A 16,274-nucleotide genomic window follows, 5' to 3' on the forward strand; every position below is an offset into this window, starting at 1 on the left:
ATCAGTTCTCGCGGCCCAGGTAGCTGTCGGTGCGGGTGTCGATCTTGATCTTTTCGCCGATCGAGAGGAACAAGGGAACCATCACCTGAGCGCCGGTCTCGACGATGGCGGGTTTTGTGCCGCCCGTGGCGGTATCGCCCTTCACACCGGGGTCAGTTTGGGTGATTTCCAGAACAACGGAATTCGGGAGTTCCACTTCCAAAGGCTTCCCGTTCCAATAGACGACATTCACCTCCATGCCTTCCTTGAGGTACTTGCGCTGATCGCCGATCTGCTTGGCGGTCAGACGGGTCTCCTCATAGGTGGACATGTCCATGAAGACAAAGTCATCAGCCTCCATGTAGGTGTGCTGAAGCACAGCCTTCTCGAGAACCGCCTGGGGAACGGTTTCACCAGCGCGGAAGGTTTTCTCAACGACGTTGCCGGACTGCACGGCCTTGAGCTTCGTGCGGACAAAGGCGGAGCCCTTGCCGGGCTTCACGTGCAGGAACTCAACAACGCGCCAGACCTGACCGTCGATCTCGATCGTCGTACCGGTACGAAAGTCGTTGCTCGAGATCATTCCGGCATAACGGTTCAGGCGGGATTGTACGGCTGTGGCAGAGTCCCGGCAGAGACAAGGCTGCAGCATGGATCTGAAGCGCTGGCTGGATCGCTGGGTGCCCGCCCTGCTGATCGCAATTGCTTTCGCTGCCTTCCCGCTGGTGCCACCGGCCCAGGCTGCGCTGCCGCCTGGCAATGCCGTAAAGGATCCCGCTGCCATCCTTCGTAACGCTCTGCCGATCGACCAGTCGGATCTGCAGACGCTGCAGCACAGGCTGGAGAGCACCAGCGACGACCTCAGAGCCAAGCGCTGGAGCGCCCTGGTCAATACGGTCAATCGGAGTCAGGCGCTGCTCAAGACCCGCGCCGACTCCATCGTGGCGAGCCTGCCGGAAGCCAAGCAAGCCGAGGGGAAGACCTTGATGGCCGCCCTGCAAAGCCAGATGGAGACCCTCGTGGAGAGCAGCGAGAGCTCTGACCGCGATCGATTCCTCGACGACCGGCGCGCTGCCCTCAGCACCGTCGGGGACCTGGAAGCACTGCTCGTGGGTGACTTCCCCTTCCAAATCCCCAGCGAGTTCGACGCCCTGCCCAGGCTGCTGGGCCGCGCCACCGTTGAGATCGAGACCACCAAAGGGATGCTTACCGCTGTGGTGGACGGCTACAACGCACCACTGACTGCTGGAGCCTTTGTGGACCTGGTGAAGCAAGGCTTCTATGACGGACTGCCCTTCACCCGAGCCGAGGACTTCTACGTTCTCCAGACCGGAGACCCCAAGGGTCCTGAGACCGGCTACATCGATCCCAAGACCAAGGGCGAGCGCCAGGTGCCGCTGGAGATCAAGGTGCCCGGTGAAGCCGAGCCCTTCTACAACGCCACCTTTGAAGACCTGGGCCGTTTCGAAGCCACCCCGGTCCTTCCCTTCGCGACCCTCGGGACCATGGGTTGGGCCCACTCGGATGAATCCCTTGCCGATGGTTCCTCCCAGTTCTTCTTCTTCCTCTACGAGGCCGAGCTGACCCCCGCAGGCCTGAACCTCGTCGATGGCCGCTACAGCGCCTTTGGTTACGTGGTGGATGGGTTTGAGGTGCTCGAGGAACTGGGCATCGATGACGGCATCGTCCGCGCCCGGGTGCTCGACGGAGCCGAGAACCTCAAAGCCCACGCCTAGATGCGACTCGATCAGCTCGGCGAATGGGAGCTGATCGACCGGCTCTCGGCCTACGCGCCCCCCGGCCAGCTGGCTGACGACGCGGCGATCTTGCCGGGAGCCGTGGTGGTCAACACCGACGTCCTGGTGGACACGGTCCACTTCAGTGACGCCACCATGTCGGCCCAGGACTTGGGCTGGCGGGCGGCAGCGGCCAACCTCTCCGACCTCGCTGCCATGGGCTGCAGCGACGTGATCGGCCTCACAGTTGGCCTCGTGGCACCAGGAGCGACCCCCTGGAGCTGGGTCGATGGGGTTTACGAGGGACTCTCCGAAGCCCTGGCTCGTTTTGGCGGCACCTTGCTCGGGGGCGACTGCAGCAGCGGCAACCAGCGCCTCCTCGCCATCACAGCCATTGGCCAGCTGGGGCCTGGCGCCATCCGCCGCGGCGACGGCCAACCGGGCGACTGGCTCGTGAGCACTGGCCCCCATGGCCTCAGCCGCTTGGGGCTAGCGCTGCTGCAAGGCGAGCGCAGTGCAGCGATTCCTGAGGCCCTGCGGGAGCGCGCCATTCGAGCCCACCAAAGGCCGCTCCCCCGGCTCGATGCCATCCCAGCCCTCGAAGCAAGCCAGCCCCAGGGGAGCCCATGGCGAGTCGCTGGCACCGACAGCAGCGATGGCCTGCAGCGCGCGCTGCTGAACCTGGCCAAGGCCAGTGGCTGTGGGGCACATCTACGGCACACAGGCCTGCCCCTTGACCCCGCCATGGCGCCGCTCGCCGATGCAGAGCGCTGGTGCCTGAATGGGGGCGAAGACTTTGAGCTGGTCCTCGCCCTGGAGCCGACCTGGGCTGAGCGGCTCTGCGCTGCACTACCGGGCTGCCAGGTGATTGGCGAACTGGTGGAGCACTCCTCCCCAACCCTGACCTGGAGCGAGACCGGGCTGCCCCTTCTGGAGACCGATCCGGGCTACCGGCACTTCAGCTGATCGCACAACCATCAAAAAGCCGCCCCGAAGGGCGGCTGATGGAAAGAGGTTGAGCGGGCGCTCAGATCACTTCCAGTTCTTGGCAACGATCTCGGCCAGGTCAACGACGCGCTGGCTGTAGCCCCACTCGTTGTCGTACCAGCAGATGACTTTGACCATGTTGCCGCCCATAACCAGGGTGAGGTCGGAGTCAACGATGGTGCTCTCGTCGGTACCGGCGTGGTCGCTGGAGACCAGGGGCAGGTCGGTGTACTTGATGATGCCCTTCATGCCGTTTTCAGAGGCGGCCTTGAGCACTGCGTTGACCTCCTCTTTGGTGGTCTCGCGGCTCATCTCGAGCACCATGTCCACGACGGACACGTTGGGGGTGGGGACGCGCAGGGCGATGCCGCTGAGCTTGCCCTTCACCTCGGGGTAGACCAGAGCCACGGCCTTGGCTGCACCGGTGCTGGTGGGAACGATGTTCACAGCAGCGGCGCGGGCGCGGCGCAGGTCACGGTGGGAGGCATCGAGGATGCGCTGGTCACCGGTGTAGCTGTGGGTGGTGGTCATCGTGCCTTTGACGATGCCGAAGGCCTGATCCAGGACCTTGACCACAGGCGCCATGCAGTTGGTGGTGCAGCTGGCGTTGCTGAGGATGTCGTAATCCTCGTGGCGGTACTGATCGGCGTTCACGCCCACCACAAAGGTGCCGACCTTGTCGCCCTTACCAGGGGCGGTCAGGATCACCTTCTTGGCACCAGCTTCGAAGTGCTTGCTGGCGCCGACGTCGTCGTTGAAGACACCGGTGGATTCGATCACCAGATCCACGCCCCACTCCTTCCAGGGGAGGTTGGCGGGGTTGCGGTCATAGAAGGTCTTGATCGTCTTGCCGTTGATGACGATCGTGTTCTCGGTGGTGGTCACCTCTGCGTTACGCAGAGGGCCAAGCATCGAGTCGTACTTCAGCAGGTGGGCATTGGTGTTGGTGTCACCGGAGCCGTTGATGCCGACAATCTCGATACCGGTATTGCTTCCGCGGCTCAGCCAGCAACGCATGAAGTTGCGACCGATGCGGCCGAATCCGTTGATCGCAACCTTCAGGGTCATGGCGTATTGCGGGCGAACCCGCTAGCAAGGAGGATTTGGCCGCCGATCATACCGAAATTGCCTGACCCTCCCCATCTGGGGACAAAAGGACATCACCTGTCAAAAGCACTCAAATCGTGCTTGAGGAGAGGACAAGCAACCCGTTCGGTCTTAATTTCTGGCCAGGCTTGGATACGCCATTGGTCCTGACGCTTGATCGCCACCAACCTCTCCATTTCATTGGAGTTGGCGGCATCGGCATGTCTGCCATCGCCGGGATCCTGGCGGACCGCGGCCACAGCGTCAGCGGCTCCGACCCCAGGGACAACGCCGTGCTGCAGAACCTGCGCAGCCGCGGTGTCCGGGTGTTTCGCGAGCAAAGCCCCGCCACCATCGACGCCATTCGCAGCGGCACCTCCTGCCCACCTGCCGTCGTCGTCAGCTCTGCTGTGCCGGCGAACAACCCCGAATTATTAGAAGCCGAGCGCGCCGGGCTGAAGGTCTGGCACCGCTCAGATGTCCTGGCGGCTTTGATTGCCGCCCAGCCCTCGATCTCCGTGGCTGGCAGCCACGGCAAGACCACCACCAGCACCCTGGTGGCCAGCCTGCTGCACGCCACCAACCACGACCCCACGGCCGTCATTGGTGGGGTGGTGCCGGCCTTCGCCAGCAACGGCCGCAATGGCGATGGCCCCTTGTTGGTGGCGGAAGCGGATGAGTCGGATGGCTCCCTGGTGAAGTTCCAGTCCTGGCTTGGTGTGATCACCAACCTCGAGCTGGATCACACCGACCACTACAGCGATCTGGCCTCCCTGATCACAACCCTGCAGCGCTTCGCCAAAGGCAGCGAACAGCTACTGGCCAACCGCGACTGTCCGGTGCTGCGGGAACACTTTCAAGCCCACCACTGGTGGTCTATCCAGAGCAGCGAAGGGGTTGACTTCGCGGCTATCGCCGATGAGCTCGATGGCGACCGCACCCTGGCCACCTTCTATGAGCAGGGAGAGGCCCTCGGGCAATTCCGGCTGCCCTTGCCCGGGCTCCACAACCTGAGCAACGCCGCGGCCGCCATGGCCGCCTGCCGTCTCCATGGCGTCTCCTTTGCCGAGCTGCAACGGGCCGTGGAGGGCCTCCAGGCCCCTGGACGCCGTTTCGACTACCGGGGTAATTGGTGCGGCCGCCAGGTGGTCGACGACTACGCCCATCACCCCAGCGAGGTGCAGGCCACCTTGGCGATGGCCCGCCTCATGGTCAGCAGTGGGCGCAGCCCCTTGCCAGAGGCGCCCCAACGGCTCCTGGTCGTCTTTCAGCCGCACCGCTACAGCCGGACGGCGGAGTTCCTCAGCGACTTTGCCCAGGCCCTGAGTCAGGCCGATGCGGTGCTGATCGCCCCCCTCTATACGGCTGGCGAAGCGCCGATTCCAGGAATCTCCAGCGCGGCCCTCGCCGCTGAAATCCAGCGGATTGCCCCCGGGCTACCCGTCAGCGCCTTCGATGACCTGGAGACCCTGGCGGATGCCATCGGCCAAACCAGCCAAGCGGGCGACTTGGTGCTGGCCATGGGTGCCGGTGATGTCAACAGCCTCTGGAGTCGCCTGGAAGGCCGCAGCGATCCCGCCGCCGTCCTTCCCCTTGTGGCCTAGCGATGGCCCTCTCCCTCCCCCTGGGGCTGCGGTCGGCGGTTGCTCTGGCCGATTACACCACCTGGAAAGTGGGGGGAGCAGCGGATTACTTCGCTGAACCGGAGTCAACGGACGAGCTACTGGCCCTGCTGCGCTGGGCTGTATCCCAGGGCTGCATCCAGCGGGTCATTGGCGCAGGCTCCAACCTGCTGGTCAGCGATCAAGGACTGGAGGGACTCACCCTCTGCACCCGCCACCTCCAAGGGGCTGACCTGGAGGCCAGCAGCGGCCTGATCGAAGCCCAGGCGGGAGAACCGATTCCCACCCTGGCGCGGCGGGCGGCGCGGGCCGGCCTCTCGGGCCTGGAGTGGGCCGTTGGCATCCCAGGAACGGTGGGGGGCGCGGCGGTGATGAATGCAGGCGCCCAAGGGGGCTGCACCGCCGACATCCTCGAGAGCGTCACGGTGGTGGACCCGGAGCAGCCCAGCCAGACCCACACCATCCCTGCCGCAGCACTGGACTTTGACTACCGCCATAGCCGCCTTCAAGCAGAACCCCTGGTGGTCCTCTCAGCTCGCTTTCGCCTCTCCTCCGGCCACGATCCCCGCAGCGTCAGCCAGCGCACCAGCATCAACCTGCACAGCAGAACCAGCAGTCAGCCCTACCAGCAACCCAGCTGCGGCAGCGTCTTTCGCAACCCCGAACCGCAGAAAGCCGGACAACTGATCGAAGCCCTCGGCCTCAAGGGATTCAGCCTGGGGGGCGCCCAGATCTCCCCGATCCACGCCAACTTCATCGTCAATACCGGCAGCGCCAGCGCCGGGGAGATCGATCAACTCATTGCCCTCGTCCAAGAGCGGGTGATGGAGCAGCACAGCATCACCCTCCACACCGAGGTGAAACGGCTCGGACGTTTCGAAGACCTCGCCCTGGCGGCGTAGCCTGCGCCCACTTCAATAGTGCAGGCATGGCCGGTTTCGGTCTCCCCAATTTCGGCCAGCTCACCGAAGCCTTCAAGAAGGCCCAGCAGATCCAACAGGACGCCGCGAAGCTCCAGGAGGAGCTCGATGCGATGGAAATCGAGGGGCAAAGCAGCTGCGGCCGGGCCAGCGTTTGGCTCTCGGGTAACCAGCAACCCCTGAAGGTCCGCCTCGACCCTGCCCTGCTCGCCGAGGGCGCCTCCACAACAGAAAACGCCACCCTCGAGGCCCTGCGCTCGGCCTACGACAACTCCACCGGGACCATGAAAGAGCGGATGGAAGAGCTCACCGGCGGGCTCAACCTGAACCTGCCCGGCATGGGCTAGGCCTAGCCCTCCTCATCGGGCTCCTCCTGCCGCAAGCGGCGCCTTGAGCTCTGACGCAGGCGCTGATCGAGCAGGGGCTCCTGCTTTCCTCCCCGCTGCTTCAGGCCGCCACTGCGGGGGCGGGGTTGGCGCGCCACCTGCTGCTGGACGGACTCCAGGCAGTTGAGATACAGACCATGGCGATCCCAATCGCTGCCGACGGCGCAGCCGGGATCGCCCTGATGCAAGCAATTTTTGAACTGACAGGCCGAGCTCTCGAGCCGCTGCCGAATTTCCGGAAAGAGGCTCCCCAGCTCCGTGGGCTCCGCCGGCAAGGACGGTCGGTTAAAGCCCGGTGAATCCGCCAGCAGTGCACCGGGCTCCACCGGGAACAGTTCCACATGCCGCGTGGTGTGCCGTCCCCGCTGCAGGCGGCCGGAGACGGCACTCACCCGCAAACGCAGCTGCGGCAACAGGGCGTTGATCAAGCTGCTCTTGCCCACCCCCGATGGGCCACACAGCACTGAGACCCCCGGTTGCGCCAGACGCTCCCGCAGCGCAGCCAGACCAAGCCCACTCTGGGAGGAGACCAGCTGGGGGACATACCCCCAAGCCGTGAGCCGTTCACGCCACTGCTCTAGTTCCAATGCGCTCAGCAGGTCCGCCTTGGTGAGCACCAGCTCCACCGCCACACCCGTCCGCTCCGCCGTCAGCAAAAAACGGGTGAGTTGCAATGGATCCAACTCCGGCTGAGCCAACGCCGCCGCCACCACCACCCGGCTGCAGTTCGCCACAGCAGGACGCTCCAGCAGGCTGCTGCGGGGGGCCACCGCCGCGATCGCCGCCCGGGCTTCCGGCCAATCGATGCCCTCCACCTCGACCCGATCTCCAACGCAGATCTGCTGTCCGGTCTTGCCCAGCCGCGTGCGGCGGACACAGAGCAGTTGGTCCACCCCTCCAGGGCCAGGCCGATCCAGTTGCACCCGGCAGAAGTTGGCCTCAAGGGCCATCACCAGGGCTTCAGCCACAGCGACAGATCGACAAACGCACCGCCCCGGGTTCCAAGGCCTCCAGCTCAACGCGATGTCCGGCCTCCCGCAAGCCGCTGGCCACCATCTCCTCGGGCTCACCGGCATCCAAATCCACCTGGAGCCACCCGCCTGCGGGCAGCTTCTCGAGGGCCAGCTTGGTGCGAATGAAATTAAGCGGGCAGGGGGTACCGCGCAGGTCGAGCTGGGTCATCACTGACCTAGCCAAACAAACCGCCAAACAGCCCGCTCTTGTGGGGGTGCTTCTGCCCCTTGGCCGTGTGGTGCCCCGCCAACTGCTCGAGCAGTTCACGCTCCTCGCGGTTGACCTTGGTGGGGAGCTGCACCTTGATCTGGATCAGGTGGTTGCCCCGCGCCACGGGATTACCCAGCTTCGGAACACCCTTACCCGTCAGGGTCAGGACCGCTCCGGGCTGGGTGCCTGCCGGAATCTCCAACTGCTCAGGACCATCGACGGTCTCCACCTCAATGGTGTCGCCGAGGATCGCCTGGAGGTAGTTGACCGTCACCTCGGAGTGGATGTTGATCCCGTCGCGGCGGAGGCTCGGGTGGGACTGAACCGTCAGGAAGACATAGAGGTCGCCGGCGGGGCCGCCCCGCTGTCCGGCGTTGCCCTCGTCGGCCACCCGTAGCCGCGTGCCGGTGTCGACACCCGCAGGGATATTGATGCGCAGCTTTTTGCGAACCTGCTGCAGGCCCTGGCCGCCACAGGCGCCACAGGGATCGGCAATCACCTGGCCGGTTCCTTCACAGGTGGGGCAGGGGGCCACCTGGGTGAAGCTGCCAAAGGGCGTCCGCGTCGCGCGGCGAACCTGGCCGGCACCACCACAGGTGCCGCAGCTGGTGGGACCGCTGCCACTCTTCGCCCCGGAGCCACTGCAGCTGTTGCAGGTCTCAAGGTGACGGATCTGAATTTCCTTCTCTTGACCAAAGACCGCTTCGCTGAAGCTGATGGTCAGGTCAAACCGCAGGTCATCGCCCTGGCGGGGACCGCGGCGACGGGCACCACCGGCGGAGGGGCCGCCCATGCCCCCGCCGAAACCGCTGAAGAAGGTTTCGAACAGGTCAGCGAAGCCGCCCATGTCGCCCATGTCGGGCATCCCCGCGGCGCCGCCCAAGCCGGCTTCGCCGAACTGGTCGTAGCGGGCCCGGGTCTGGGGATCACTCAGCACCTCATAGGCACGGCCGATCTCCTTGAACTTGTCTTCCGCGCCGGGATCTTTGTTGATGTCCGGGTGGTACTGACGCGCCAGGCGGCGATAGGACCGCTTCAGCGTGTCCGCATCAGCGTCGCGGCTGACCCCAAGGAGGTCATAAAAATCGGCCATGCTCATCCCTCTTCGGAGGGTGCAGCGTCATCCGTGGAGCTGGCCGGTGCGGCATCACCACTGGGGCCTGGACCCATCGAGACTTTGACCAGGGCGTGCCGCAGCACGCGATCGTTCAGGTGATAGCCCCGCTGCAGTTCAGCGATCACCAGGTCCTCGGCGTGCTCATCGCTGGGTTCCCGAAGAACCGCCTCATGGAGGGTGGGATCGAAGGGCTCGCCTTCAACCCGCATCGGTGAGACGCCCAACTGCTTGAACACATCGACCAGTTGCTTGTAGAGCCCCTGGTAGCTGCGGTGGATGGCCTGGGCCTCCTCGGCCTGGGGATCCAGCTGCTGGCGGGCCCGCTCAAAGTTGTCCACCACCGGCAGGATCTCGCTCAGGGTGGAGCAGGCGATCAGGGTGCGCTGGTCCTCCTGGTCGCGGCTCTGGCGCTTACGGAAGTTGTCGAAGTCCGCCGCAATCCGCATGTACTGACTGCGGACGCTCTCGTGCTCGGCCTTCAGAGCCGTCAGCTCGGCCTCCAGGTCCCGGACCCGCTGCTCGGGATCGGCGCTGGGCTCGGCGGCCACCTCAGCAGGGGCTGAATCCACTGCAGGAGTGGCTTCTGGCGCTGCCGCGGCCTCAGCTGGGGCCGGGGCGGAGTCCTGGGGAAACGGAGTCGCGTCGCCGCTCATGCTGACCGAACCGGAGATCTGATCTAGACATGTTGATGTGAAGGGGCGCCACCCCACAAGCGGCGGAAGCCCGCACCTCCTCGGCGGAGCGGCTGATGACAGCAAGCGCCAGCACCATTCCCCAGCGACCGGTGGCCGAGGCCCAAAGCCCTGAACAGCAGCGGCTCGAGGTCGAATTGCTGCTCCAGGAAGCCGTCCTCACCGGCTCTGAACTAAGCGCCGCTGGAGAGGCTCGCTGGAGCTGGCATCCGCAACTGACTCAGGAGAGCTGCAGGGATCTCGGCTGCCTTCCCGTGGCGTACGCCAACAACACCCTGACGGTGGCCGTGCCAACCCACTGGGGTGCCGAGCAACGCCAGACACTCCGCTCGGCCTGCCCCGAGGGACCCCCCCTGGCACTGCGATTGGCCCTCCAAGGGGACCTGCAAACCGTCCTGAATCAACCTCCACCCCCCGCCACACCGGCCGCGGTTTCAGCTCCGCAGGAGACCCCCAACCGGATCTCCCTGTTTGAGGACCTCAAACTCGAGGGCCCCCTTGAGGACGCGCCCGAGGACAGCCTCAGCGAGTTGGATGTCGAAGCCAGCCTGAAGGCCTCCAACGCCTCACCGGTGGTGAGCCTGGTGGACCGGATCCTGGTGCAAGCGCTCGAGCGCAGTGCCAGCGACATCCACCTGGAACCGCAAGAGGACGGACTGCTGATTCGCTTGCGCCAAGACGGGGTGCTCGAGCCGTTGGAGAAGCTGCCGAAACAACTGACCCCTGCGGTGACCTCCCGCCTAAAAATCATGGCGGACCTGGACATCGCTGAGCGCCGGCTTCCCCAGGACGGCCGCATCCGGCGGCGCTATCAAGGTCGCCTGTTTGACCTGCGGGTGAGCACCCTGCCCACCCGCTATGGCGAGAAGGTCTGCATGCGTCTGCTGGATAGCGGCGCGACGCACCTCGGCCTCGACCGCCTGATCAGCGAGCCCGCGGCCCTGGCCAGTGTCCGGGAGATGGGCAGCAAGCCCTTCGGAATGCTGCTGGTGACTGGGCCGACGGGATCAGGCAAGAGCACCACGCTCTATTCGCTGCTCGCGGAACGCAATGAGCCTGGGATCAATATCTCCACGGTCGAGGACCCGATCGAATACACCCTCAAGGGCATTGCCCAAACCCAGGTCAACCGGGAGAAGGGCTACGACTTCGCCATGGCCCTGCGGGCCTTCATGCGGCAAGACCCCGATGTCCTGCTGGTGGGGGAAACCCGGGACCGGGAAACGGCCAAAACCGCCATCGAGGCGGCGCTCACCGGCCACCTGGTGCTGACCACCCTCCACTGCAACGACGCCCCCAGCGCCATCGCCCGCCTCTCGGAAATGGGCGTGGAGCCCTTCATGGTGAGCGCCTCCTTAATCGGAATCGTCTCCCAGCGCCTGGTGCGGCGGGTCTGCCCGGACTGCCGGCAGCCTTATCACCCCAGTGAGCAGGACCTGGGCCGCTTTGGCCTGTTTGCCAGCAACGAGCAGGCGATCACTTTCTTCAAGGCCAAGCGCTTGCAAGCCAGTGACAGCAACCCCTGCCCCAGCTGCCAGGGGCTGGGATACAAGGGCCGGGTGGGGGTCTACGAGGTGCTGCGCGTCAACGACACCCTCGCCAGTGCCATTGCCCAGGAGGCCAGCACCGATCGACTGCGCAAGCTCGCCATCGAGAACGGCATGAAAACCCTGTTGGGTTACAGCCTCGACCTGGTGCGCCAAGGGGAAACCACCCTCGAGGAAATCGAGCGGATGATCCTCACGGACTCCAGCCTGGAAACCGAGCGCCGGGCCAAGGCCCTGCACACGATCACCTGCCAGGGCTGCGGAGCGGGGATGCGGGATGAGTGGCTGGAATGCCCCTATTGCCTGACCCCCCGGCAACTGCATTAAGCAGCGCCATTGCCAGGCCCTGGCGGGCTTCCCACACTGAGGACAGCCACCGGCGCCGCGAGCTGCATGGAGCTCCAGATCGAACAGTTGATGGAGGAGCTGGTCGAGGCGGGTGGCAGCGACTTGCACCTGGCAGCCGGCCAACCGCCCTACGGCCGCTTCAGTGGAGCGCTCAAACCGATGCGGGAGGAGCGGCTTAGCGAGGACCTCTGCAACCGGTTGATCTTCTCGATGATCAACAACGCCCAGCGCAAGCAGCTGGAGCAAACCTGGGAGCTGGACTGCGCCTATGGCCTAAAAGGCGTCTCCCGCTTTCGGGTCAATGTCTACCGCCAGCGGGGGAGCTATGCGGCCTGTCTACGGGCCCTCGGCAGCACAATCCCCAGCCTGGAGAGCCTGGGCCTACCGCCCATCGTCGAGGAAACCAGCCGCCGCCCCAGGGGTCTGGTGCTGGTGACCGGTCCCACCGGCTCAGGCAAAACCACGACGCTGGCGGCCCTGCTGGATCACATCAACCGCAGCCGCGCCGAACACATCCTCACGATCGAAGATCCGATCGAATTCACCTACCGCAACGACAAAAGCGTGATCCACCAGCGCCAGCTGGGGGATGACACCCGCAGCTTTGGCGCCGCCCTGCGCGCCGCCCTGCGGGAGGACCCCGACGTGATCCTGGTGGGCGAAATGCGGGATCTGGAAACGATCCAGTTGGCCATCACCGCCTCAGAAACGGGGCACCTGGTCTTTGGCACCCTGCACACCAGCTCGGCGGCCCAAACCGTCGATCGCATGGTGGATGTCTTTCCGCCAGAGCAGCAAACCCAGATCAGGGTTCAGCTCAGTGGCTCCCTGGTGGGGGTGTTCTCCCAGACCCTCTGCAAACGCCAAAACCCCAAACCCGGGCAATTCGGGCGGGTCATGGCCCAAGAAATCCTGATCAACACCCCCGCCATCGCCAACTTGATCCGGGAGGGCAAAACCGCCCAGCTCTATTCCCAGATCCAAACAGGCGGCCAGCAGGGGATGCAAACCCTCGAGCGCGCCCTGGCGAACCTGGTGCAGGCCGGAGCCGTCGAGCGCAGCGAAGCCCTCGCCAAAGCAAGCAAACCCGATGAGCTGCAGCGGCTCCTGGAGGGCTAGTGCCCCAGTTCAGCGCCACCTACACCAATCGCTCCGGTCAAACCCGGACGCTGCGACTGCAGGCCAGTGATCTCAGCCGCGCCCGGCGGGACCTGAGGCGCCGGGGCATCGTGGCCACCAGCCTGGAGCTCGCCGCAACCACACCCAACGCCGCGGCCGGGAGCACGGTCTTTGGCATGGATCTCTCCAGCCTGCTGGAGGCCAAACCGGGCATTCGCGAGAAGGCGCTCTTTGCCAACAAGCTCGCGGCGCTGGTGGATGCGGGAGTCCCGATTGTGCGCAGCCTCGATCTCATGGCCCGTCAGCAGCGCATGCCGCTGTTTAAGCGGGCACTCACCGCCGTCAGCACGGACGTGAACCAAGGGGGCAGCCTGGGGGCAGCACTGCGCTCCTGGCCGCGGGTGTTCGACAAGCTCACTATCGCCATGGTGGAAGCCGGAGAGGCGGGGGGCGTGCTGGACGAAAGCCTGCGCCGCCTGGCCAAGTTGCTCGAGGGCAATGCCCGGCTGCAGAACCAAATCAAGGGCGCCATGGGCTATCCCGTGGCCGTGCTGGCGATCGCGATCCTGGTGTTCCTGGGGATGACGATCTTCCTGATCCCCACCTTCGCTGGGATTTTCGAAGACCTCGGGGCTGAACTCCCCCTCTTCACTCAAATGATGGTCGACCTCAGCGCCTTGCTGCGGTCCTCCTTCTCCCTGTTCCTGGCCCTGGCAATCGCTGTGGGGGTCTGGATGTTTGGCCGCTACTACGCGACCGCCAGCGGGCGCCGGCGCGTGGACGGACTACTGCTGAAGCTGCCGCTCTTTGGCGACCTGATCCAGAAAACAGCCACGGCCAAGTTCTGCCGCACCTTCAGCTCCCTGACCCGCGCGGGGGTGCCGATCCTGCTGTCCCTGGAGATCGTGCAGGAAACCGCGGGCAACGCAGTGATTGCCGACGCCATCGTCGGCTCCCGTCAGGACGTGCAGGAGGGCATCCCCCTGAGCGTCGCCCTGGAGCGCAAAAAGGTGTTCCCGGAGCTGGCCTTGAGCATGCTCGCCATCGGCGAAGAAACCGGCCAGATGGACGCCATGCTCTCGAAGGTGGCGGACTTCTACGAAGACGAGGTGGAAGCCGCCGTCAAGGCCCTGACCTCCATGCTGGAGCCGGCCATGATCGTGATGGTGGGCGGCATCGTTGGCTCGATCCTGCTGGCGATGTACCTGCCGATGTTCTCGATCTTCGATCAGATCAACTAGATCCGGCCGCCGCAATCGCCTGCCCCGCCAGCCAGCCGGAACTCCAGCAGTGCTGGAAGTTGAAGCCACCGGTGACGCCATCGACATCCAGGAGCTCACCCACCAGGTAGAGACCTTCGACCTTGCGGCTCTCCATCGTGGCCAGGTTGACCTCCCCCACAGGCACGCCTCCGGCGGTCACGAATTCTTCACCGAAGGGGCCGCGGCCCGCCACGGGGAAACGGCTGCGGCGCAGGGCCTCCAGCAGACCCAACTGCTGACGCTTGGCCAAATCCGCCCAACGGCGATCGGGCTCAACCCCCTGCTGATCGAGCAGGTGCTGCCAGAGGCGTCGGCTGAGGCCTGGCCAGGGGCGGGCATTGCTGAGCTGACGCTTGGCCTGATCACGCCGGCAAGCCGCGAAGAGCTCTTCCAGCTGCTGCTGGCTGCGGCCGCCGCTCCAATCCACCTGCAGGCTGCCCCGGTAGCCCTCGCCGTGGAGGGCCCGGGCGGCGAAGGCGGTCAGCCGCAGGGTCGCCGGTCCGCTCAGACCCCAGTGGGTGATCAGCACAGGGCCGCTCTGGCGGAAGCGCTGCCCACCGGCCTCCAGCTCCAAGTCCACCGGGTCCATCACGACCCCAGCCAAAGGCAGCAGGGGATTGGGCTTAAAGGCGAGGGTGAAGAGGGACGGAACCGGGGCCACCAAGCCATGGCCCATACCTGATGCCAAACGCCGACCACTGGGGTGACTCCCGGTGGCAAGCACCAACCGGTCAGTACTCAGCTGGATGCCGCTGCGCAGGCTGAGGGCAAAACCACCCGCGGACCGCTGCTCGGCCTGCTGGAGCGCCTCGCTGCTGCGCAGGGTCACCCCGGCCCGTTCCGCCGCCTGCCTGAGGCACTGAATCACAGCCGTTGAGCGGTTGGCCTGGGGGAACATCCGGCCATCGGCCTCCTCCACCAGGGTCAGGCCGTGGTCGTCAAACCAAGACACGGCATCACCGGCAGCAAAGCGGCTGAAGGGTCCCCGCAGGGCCTTGCCGCCGCGGGGATAGAAGCCCACCAATTCCCGCGGATCCCAGCAGGCATGGGTGACATTGCAGCGGCCGCCACCGCTGATCAAAACCTTGCCCAGGGGCTCAGGGGTGCTCTCCAGCACCAGGACCCGCCGCTGACCGGCCTCGGCCGCGGCGATAGCCGCCATGAATCCCGCCGGACCACCGCCCGCCACCACCACGGACCAGTGCTCAGAACGGGGGGGCATCAGCGTGAAAGGCGAGCATGGGGTGATGCCCGATTCGCTGCTGAACGGGGCCTACCGCTTCAGTGTGGCTCCGATGATGGACTACACCGATCGGCACTTCCGGGTGCTGATGCGGCAGATCAGCCGCCGCAGCCTGCTCTACACCGAAATGGTGGTGGCTCAAGCGCTCCACCACAGCGAACGGCGGGACCGGCTGATTGACTTCGATCCGATCGAGCATCCGATTGCCCTGCAGGTGGGCGGGGATGACCCGGTGCTCCTGGCCGAGGCCGCGCGCATCGCCGCAGACCGGGGCTACGACGAGATCAACCTCAACGTCGGCTGTCCAAGCGAAAAGGTCCAGAAAGGGCGCTTTGGCGCCTGCCTGATGGCAGAACCCGAACAGGTGGCCCGCTGCATCAGCGCCATGGCCCAGGCCTCGCCGCTGCCGGTCACGGTGAAGCACCGCATCGGCATCGATGAGCGGGATTCCTATGGGGAGCTGCTGGCCTTTGTCGACACGGTGGCCGCGGCCGGGGCGCAGCGCTTCAGCGTGCACGCCCGTAAGGCCTGGCTCGAGGGGTTGGATCCCAAGCAAAACCGCACCATTCCTCCCCTGCGCTACGAGCTCGTGCATCAGCTCAAGGCGGACCGGCCCCAGCTGACGATTGAACTGAACGGAGGCCTGCTGGAGCTCAGCAGCTGCCTGGAGCAGCTCGAGGCCGTGGATGGGGTGATGGTGGGCCGGGCCGCCTACGACCACCCGCTGCGCTGGGCCACGGTGGACCGGGACCTGTTTGGCGACAGCAGCCAACCGGTCGCCAAGGCCTCCACGGTGGTGCGGGGCCTGATTCCCTATGCCGAGCGCTGGTGCGGCAGCGGCGGGCGGCTCTGGTCCATCGCCCGGCACCTGGTGCAGGTGGTGGAAGGCGTCAGCGGCGCCCGCCATTGGCGCCGGGACCTGGGCCAGGCCGCTGGCCAACGGGATGCAGGACCTGAGGTCTTCGAGCGGGCTGCGCGGCAGCTGGAGGAGCGCGGGCTCTAGCGG

The 16,274-nt window shown here is 65.6% G+C and carries 16 protein-coding genes; 9 read left to right on the forward strand and 7 right to left on the reverse strand.

The window, feature by feature from the left end; all coding sequences use genetic code 11:
* Position 1 precedes the first annotated feature (1 nt).
* Positions 2-562 carry an elongation factor P gene (efp, locus tag CB0205_RS0102555; RefSeq protein WP_010313969.1) on the reverse strand — a complete coding sequence of 187 codons (561 nt, stop codon included), beginning with the start codon at positions 560-562 and terminating at the stop codon, positions 2-4.
* Positions 563-629: 67 nt separating this feature from the next.
* Between efp and CB0205_RS0102560 the strand changes: the two genes are divergently transcribed.
* Positions 630-1,715, forward strand: coding sequence for a peptidylprolyl isomerase (locus tag CB0205_RS0102560; protein WP_010313971.1), 1,086 nt, complete (start codon positions 630-632; stop codon positions 1,713-1,715).
* Positions 1,716-2,681, forward strand: coding sequence for a thiamine-phosphate kinase (thiL, locus tag CB0205_RS0102565; protein ID WP_010313973.1), 966 nt, complete (start codon positions 1,716-1,718; stop codon positions 2,679-2,681).
* A 66-nt stretch (positions 2,682-2,747) separates the two neighbouring features.
* Here thiL and gap read toward each other — a convergent pair whose 3' ends face one another.
* Complete coding sequence (gap, locus tag CB0205_RS0102570; RefSeq protein WP_010313976.1) at positions 2,748-3,770, reverse strand: type I glyceraldehyde-3-phosphate dehydrogenase; 1,023 nt, start codon at positions 3,768-3,770, stop codon at positions 2,748-2,750.
* A 239-nt stretch (positions 3,771-4,009) separates the two neighbouring features.
* Between gap and murC the strand changes: the two genes are divergently transcribed.
* The 3 genes from murC to CB0205_RS0102585 are packed head-to-tail and all read left to right on the forward strand — an operon-like array spanning position 4,010 to position 6,677.
* Complete coding sequence (murC, locus tag CB0205_RS14155; RefSeq protein ID WP_010313978.1) at positions 4,010-5,392, forward strand: UDP-N-acetylmuramate--L-alanine ligase; 1,383 nt, start codon at positions 4,010-4,012, stop codon at positions 5,390-5,392.
* Positions 5,393-5,394: 2 nt separating this feature from the next.
* Positions 5,395-6,312, forward strand: coding sequence for a UDP-N-acetylmuramate dehydrogenase (gene murB / locus CB0205_RS0102580; protein WP_010313980.1), 918 nt, complete (start codon positions 5,395-5,397; stop codon positions 6,310-6,312).
* A 26-nt stretch (positions 6,313-6,338) separates the two neighbouring features.
* The gene (locus CB0205_RS0102585) at positions 6,339-6,677 is read left to right on the forward strand and encodes a YbaB/EbfC family nucleoid-associated protein (RefSeq protein WP_010313981.1); all 339 of its coding nucleotides are present in this window, start codon (positions 6,339-6,341) and stop codon (positions 6,675-6,677) included.
* 2 nt (positions 6,678-6,679) lie between these two features.
* Here CB0205_RS0102585 and rsgA read toward each other — a convergent pair whose 3' ends face one another.
* From rsgA to grpE, 4 genes are read right to left on the reverse strand one after another with little or no spacing between them, the layout of a single operon-like run.
* Positions 6,680-7,666, reverse strand: a complete 987-nt coding sequence (gene rsgA / locus CB0205_RS0102590) for a ribosome small subunit-dependent GTPase A (protein WP_232197224.1) — start codon at positions 7,664-7,666, stop codon at positions 6,680-6,682.
* Positions 7,667-7,676: 10 nt separating this feature from the next.
* Positions 7,677-7,898, reverse strand: coding sequence for a sulfurtransferase TusA family protein (locus tag CB0205_RS0102595; protein ID WP_010313986.1), 222 nt, complete (start codon positions 7,896-7,898; stop codon positions 7,677-7,679).
* Positions 7,899-7,905: 7 nt separating this feature from the next.
* Positions 7,906-9,033 carry a molecular chaperone DnaJ gene (dnaJ, locus tag CB0205_RS0102600; protein WP_029626065.1) on the reverse strand — a complete coding sequence of 376 codons (1,128 nt, stop codon included), beginning with the start codon at positions 9,031-9,033 and terminating at the stop codon, positions 7,906-7,908.
* A gap of 2 nt (positions 9,034-9,035) precedes the next feature.
* Positions 9,036-9,710 (reverse strand): nucleotide exchange factor GrpE, encoded by a 675-nt coding sequence (grpE, locus tag CB0205_RS0102605; protein WP_010313990.1) that lies wholly within the window; start codon positions 9,708-9,710, stop codon positions 9,036-9,038.
* A 95-nt stretch (positions 9,711-9,805) separates the two neighbouring features.
* Between grpE and CB0205_RS0102610 the strand changes: the two genes are divergently transcribed.
* The 3 genes from CB0205_RS0102610 to CB0205_RS0102620 all read left to right on the forward strand — a co-directional run bounded on the left by CB0205_RS0102610 (position 9,806) and on the right by CB0205_RS0102620 (position 14,004).
* Positions 9,806-11,623: a GspE/PulE family protein gene (locus tag CB0205_RS0102610; protein ID WP_010313992.1), complete on the forward strand. Its 1,818-nt coding sequence runs from the start codon at positions 9,806-9,808 to the stop codon at positions 11,621-11,623.
* Positions 11,624-11,689: 66 nt separating this feature from the next.
* On the forward strand, positions 11,690-12,763 hold the full coding sequence (locus CB0205_RS0102615; RefSeq protein WP_010313994.1) for a type IV pilus twitching motility protein PilT: 1,074 nt from the start codon (positions 11,690-11,692) through the stop codon (positions 12,761-12,763).
* A complete protein-coding gene (locus tag CB0205_RS0102620) occupies positions 12,763-14,004 on the forward strand; it encodes a type II secretion system F family protein (protein ID WP_010313996.1) in 1,242 nt (413 codons plus the stop codon). Before CB0205_RS0102615 ends, CB0205_RS0102620 begins: the two co-directional genes overlap by 1 nt.
* Here the strand turns inward: CB0205_RS0102620 and CB0205_RS0102625 are convergent.
* Positions 13,997-15,247, reverse strand: a complete 1,251-nt coding sequence (locus CB0205_RS0102625) for an NAD(P)/FAD-dependent oxidoreductase (protein WP_010313998.1) — start codon at positions 15,245-15,247, stop codon at positions 13,997-13,999. The two genes, CB0205_RS0102620 and CB0205_RS0102625, sit on opposite strands and share 8 nt — an antisense overlap.
* Positions 15,248-15,272: 25 nt before the next feature.
* On the opposite strand from CB0205_RS0102625, the gene dusA reads away from it, so the two are divergent.
* Positions 15,273-16,271: a tRNA dihydrouridine(20/20a) synthase DusA gene (dusA, locus tag CB0205_RS0102630; protein WP_010314000.1), complete on the forward strand. Its 999-nt coding sequence runs from the start codon at positions 15,273-15,275 to the stop codon at positions 16,269-16,271.
* The last annotated feature ends 3 nt before the right edge of the window (positions 16,272-16,274 follow it).

It is taken from the genome of Synechococcus sp. CB0205 (genome assembly GCF_000179255.1).
Lineage (GTDB): Bacteria > Cyanobacteriota > Cyanobacteriia > PCC-6307 > Cyanobiaceae > Vulcanococcus.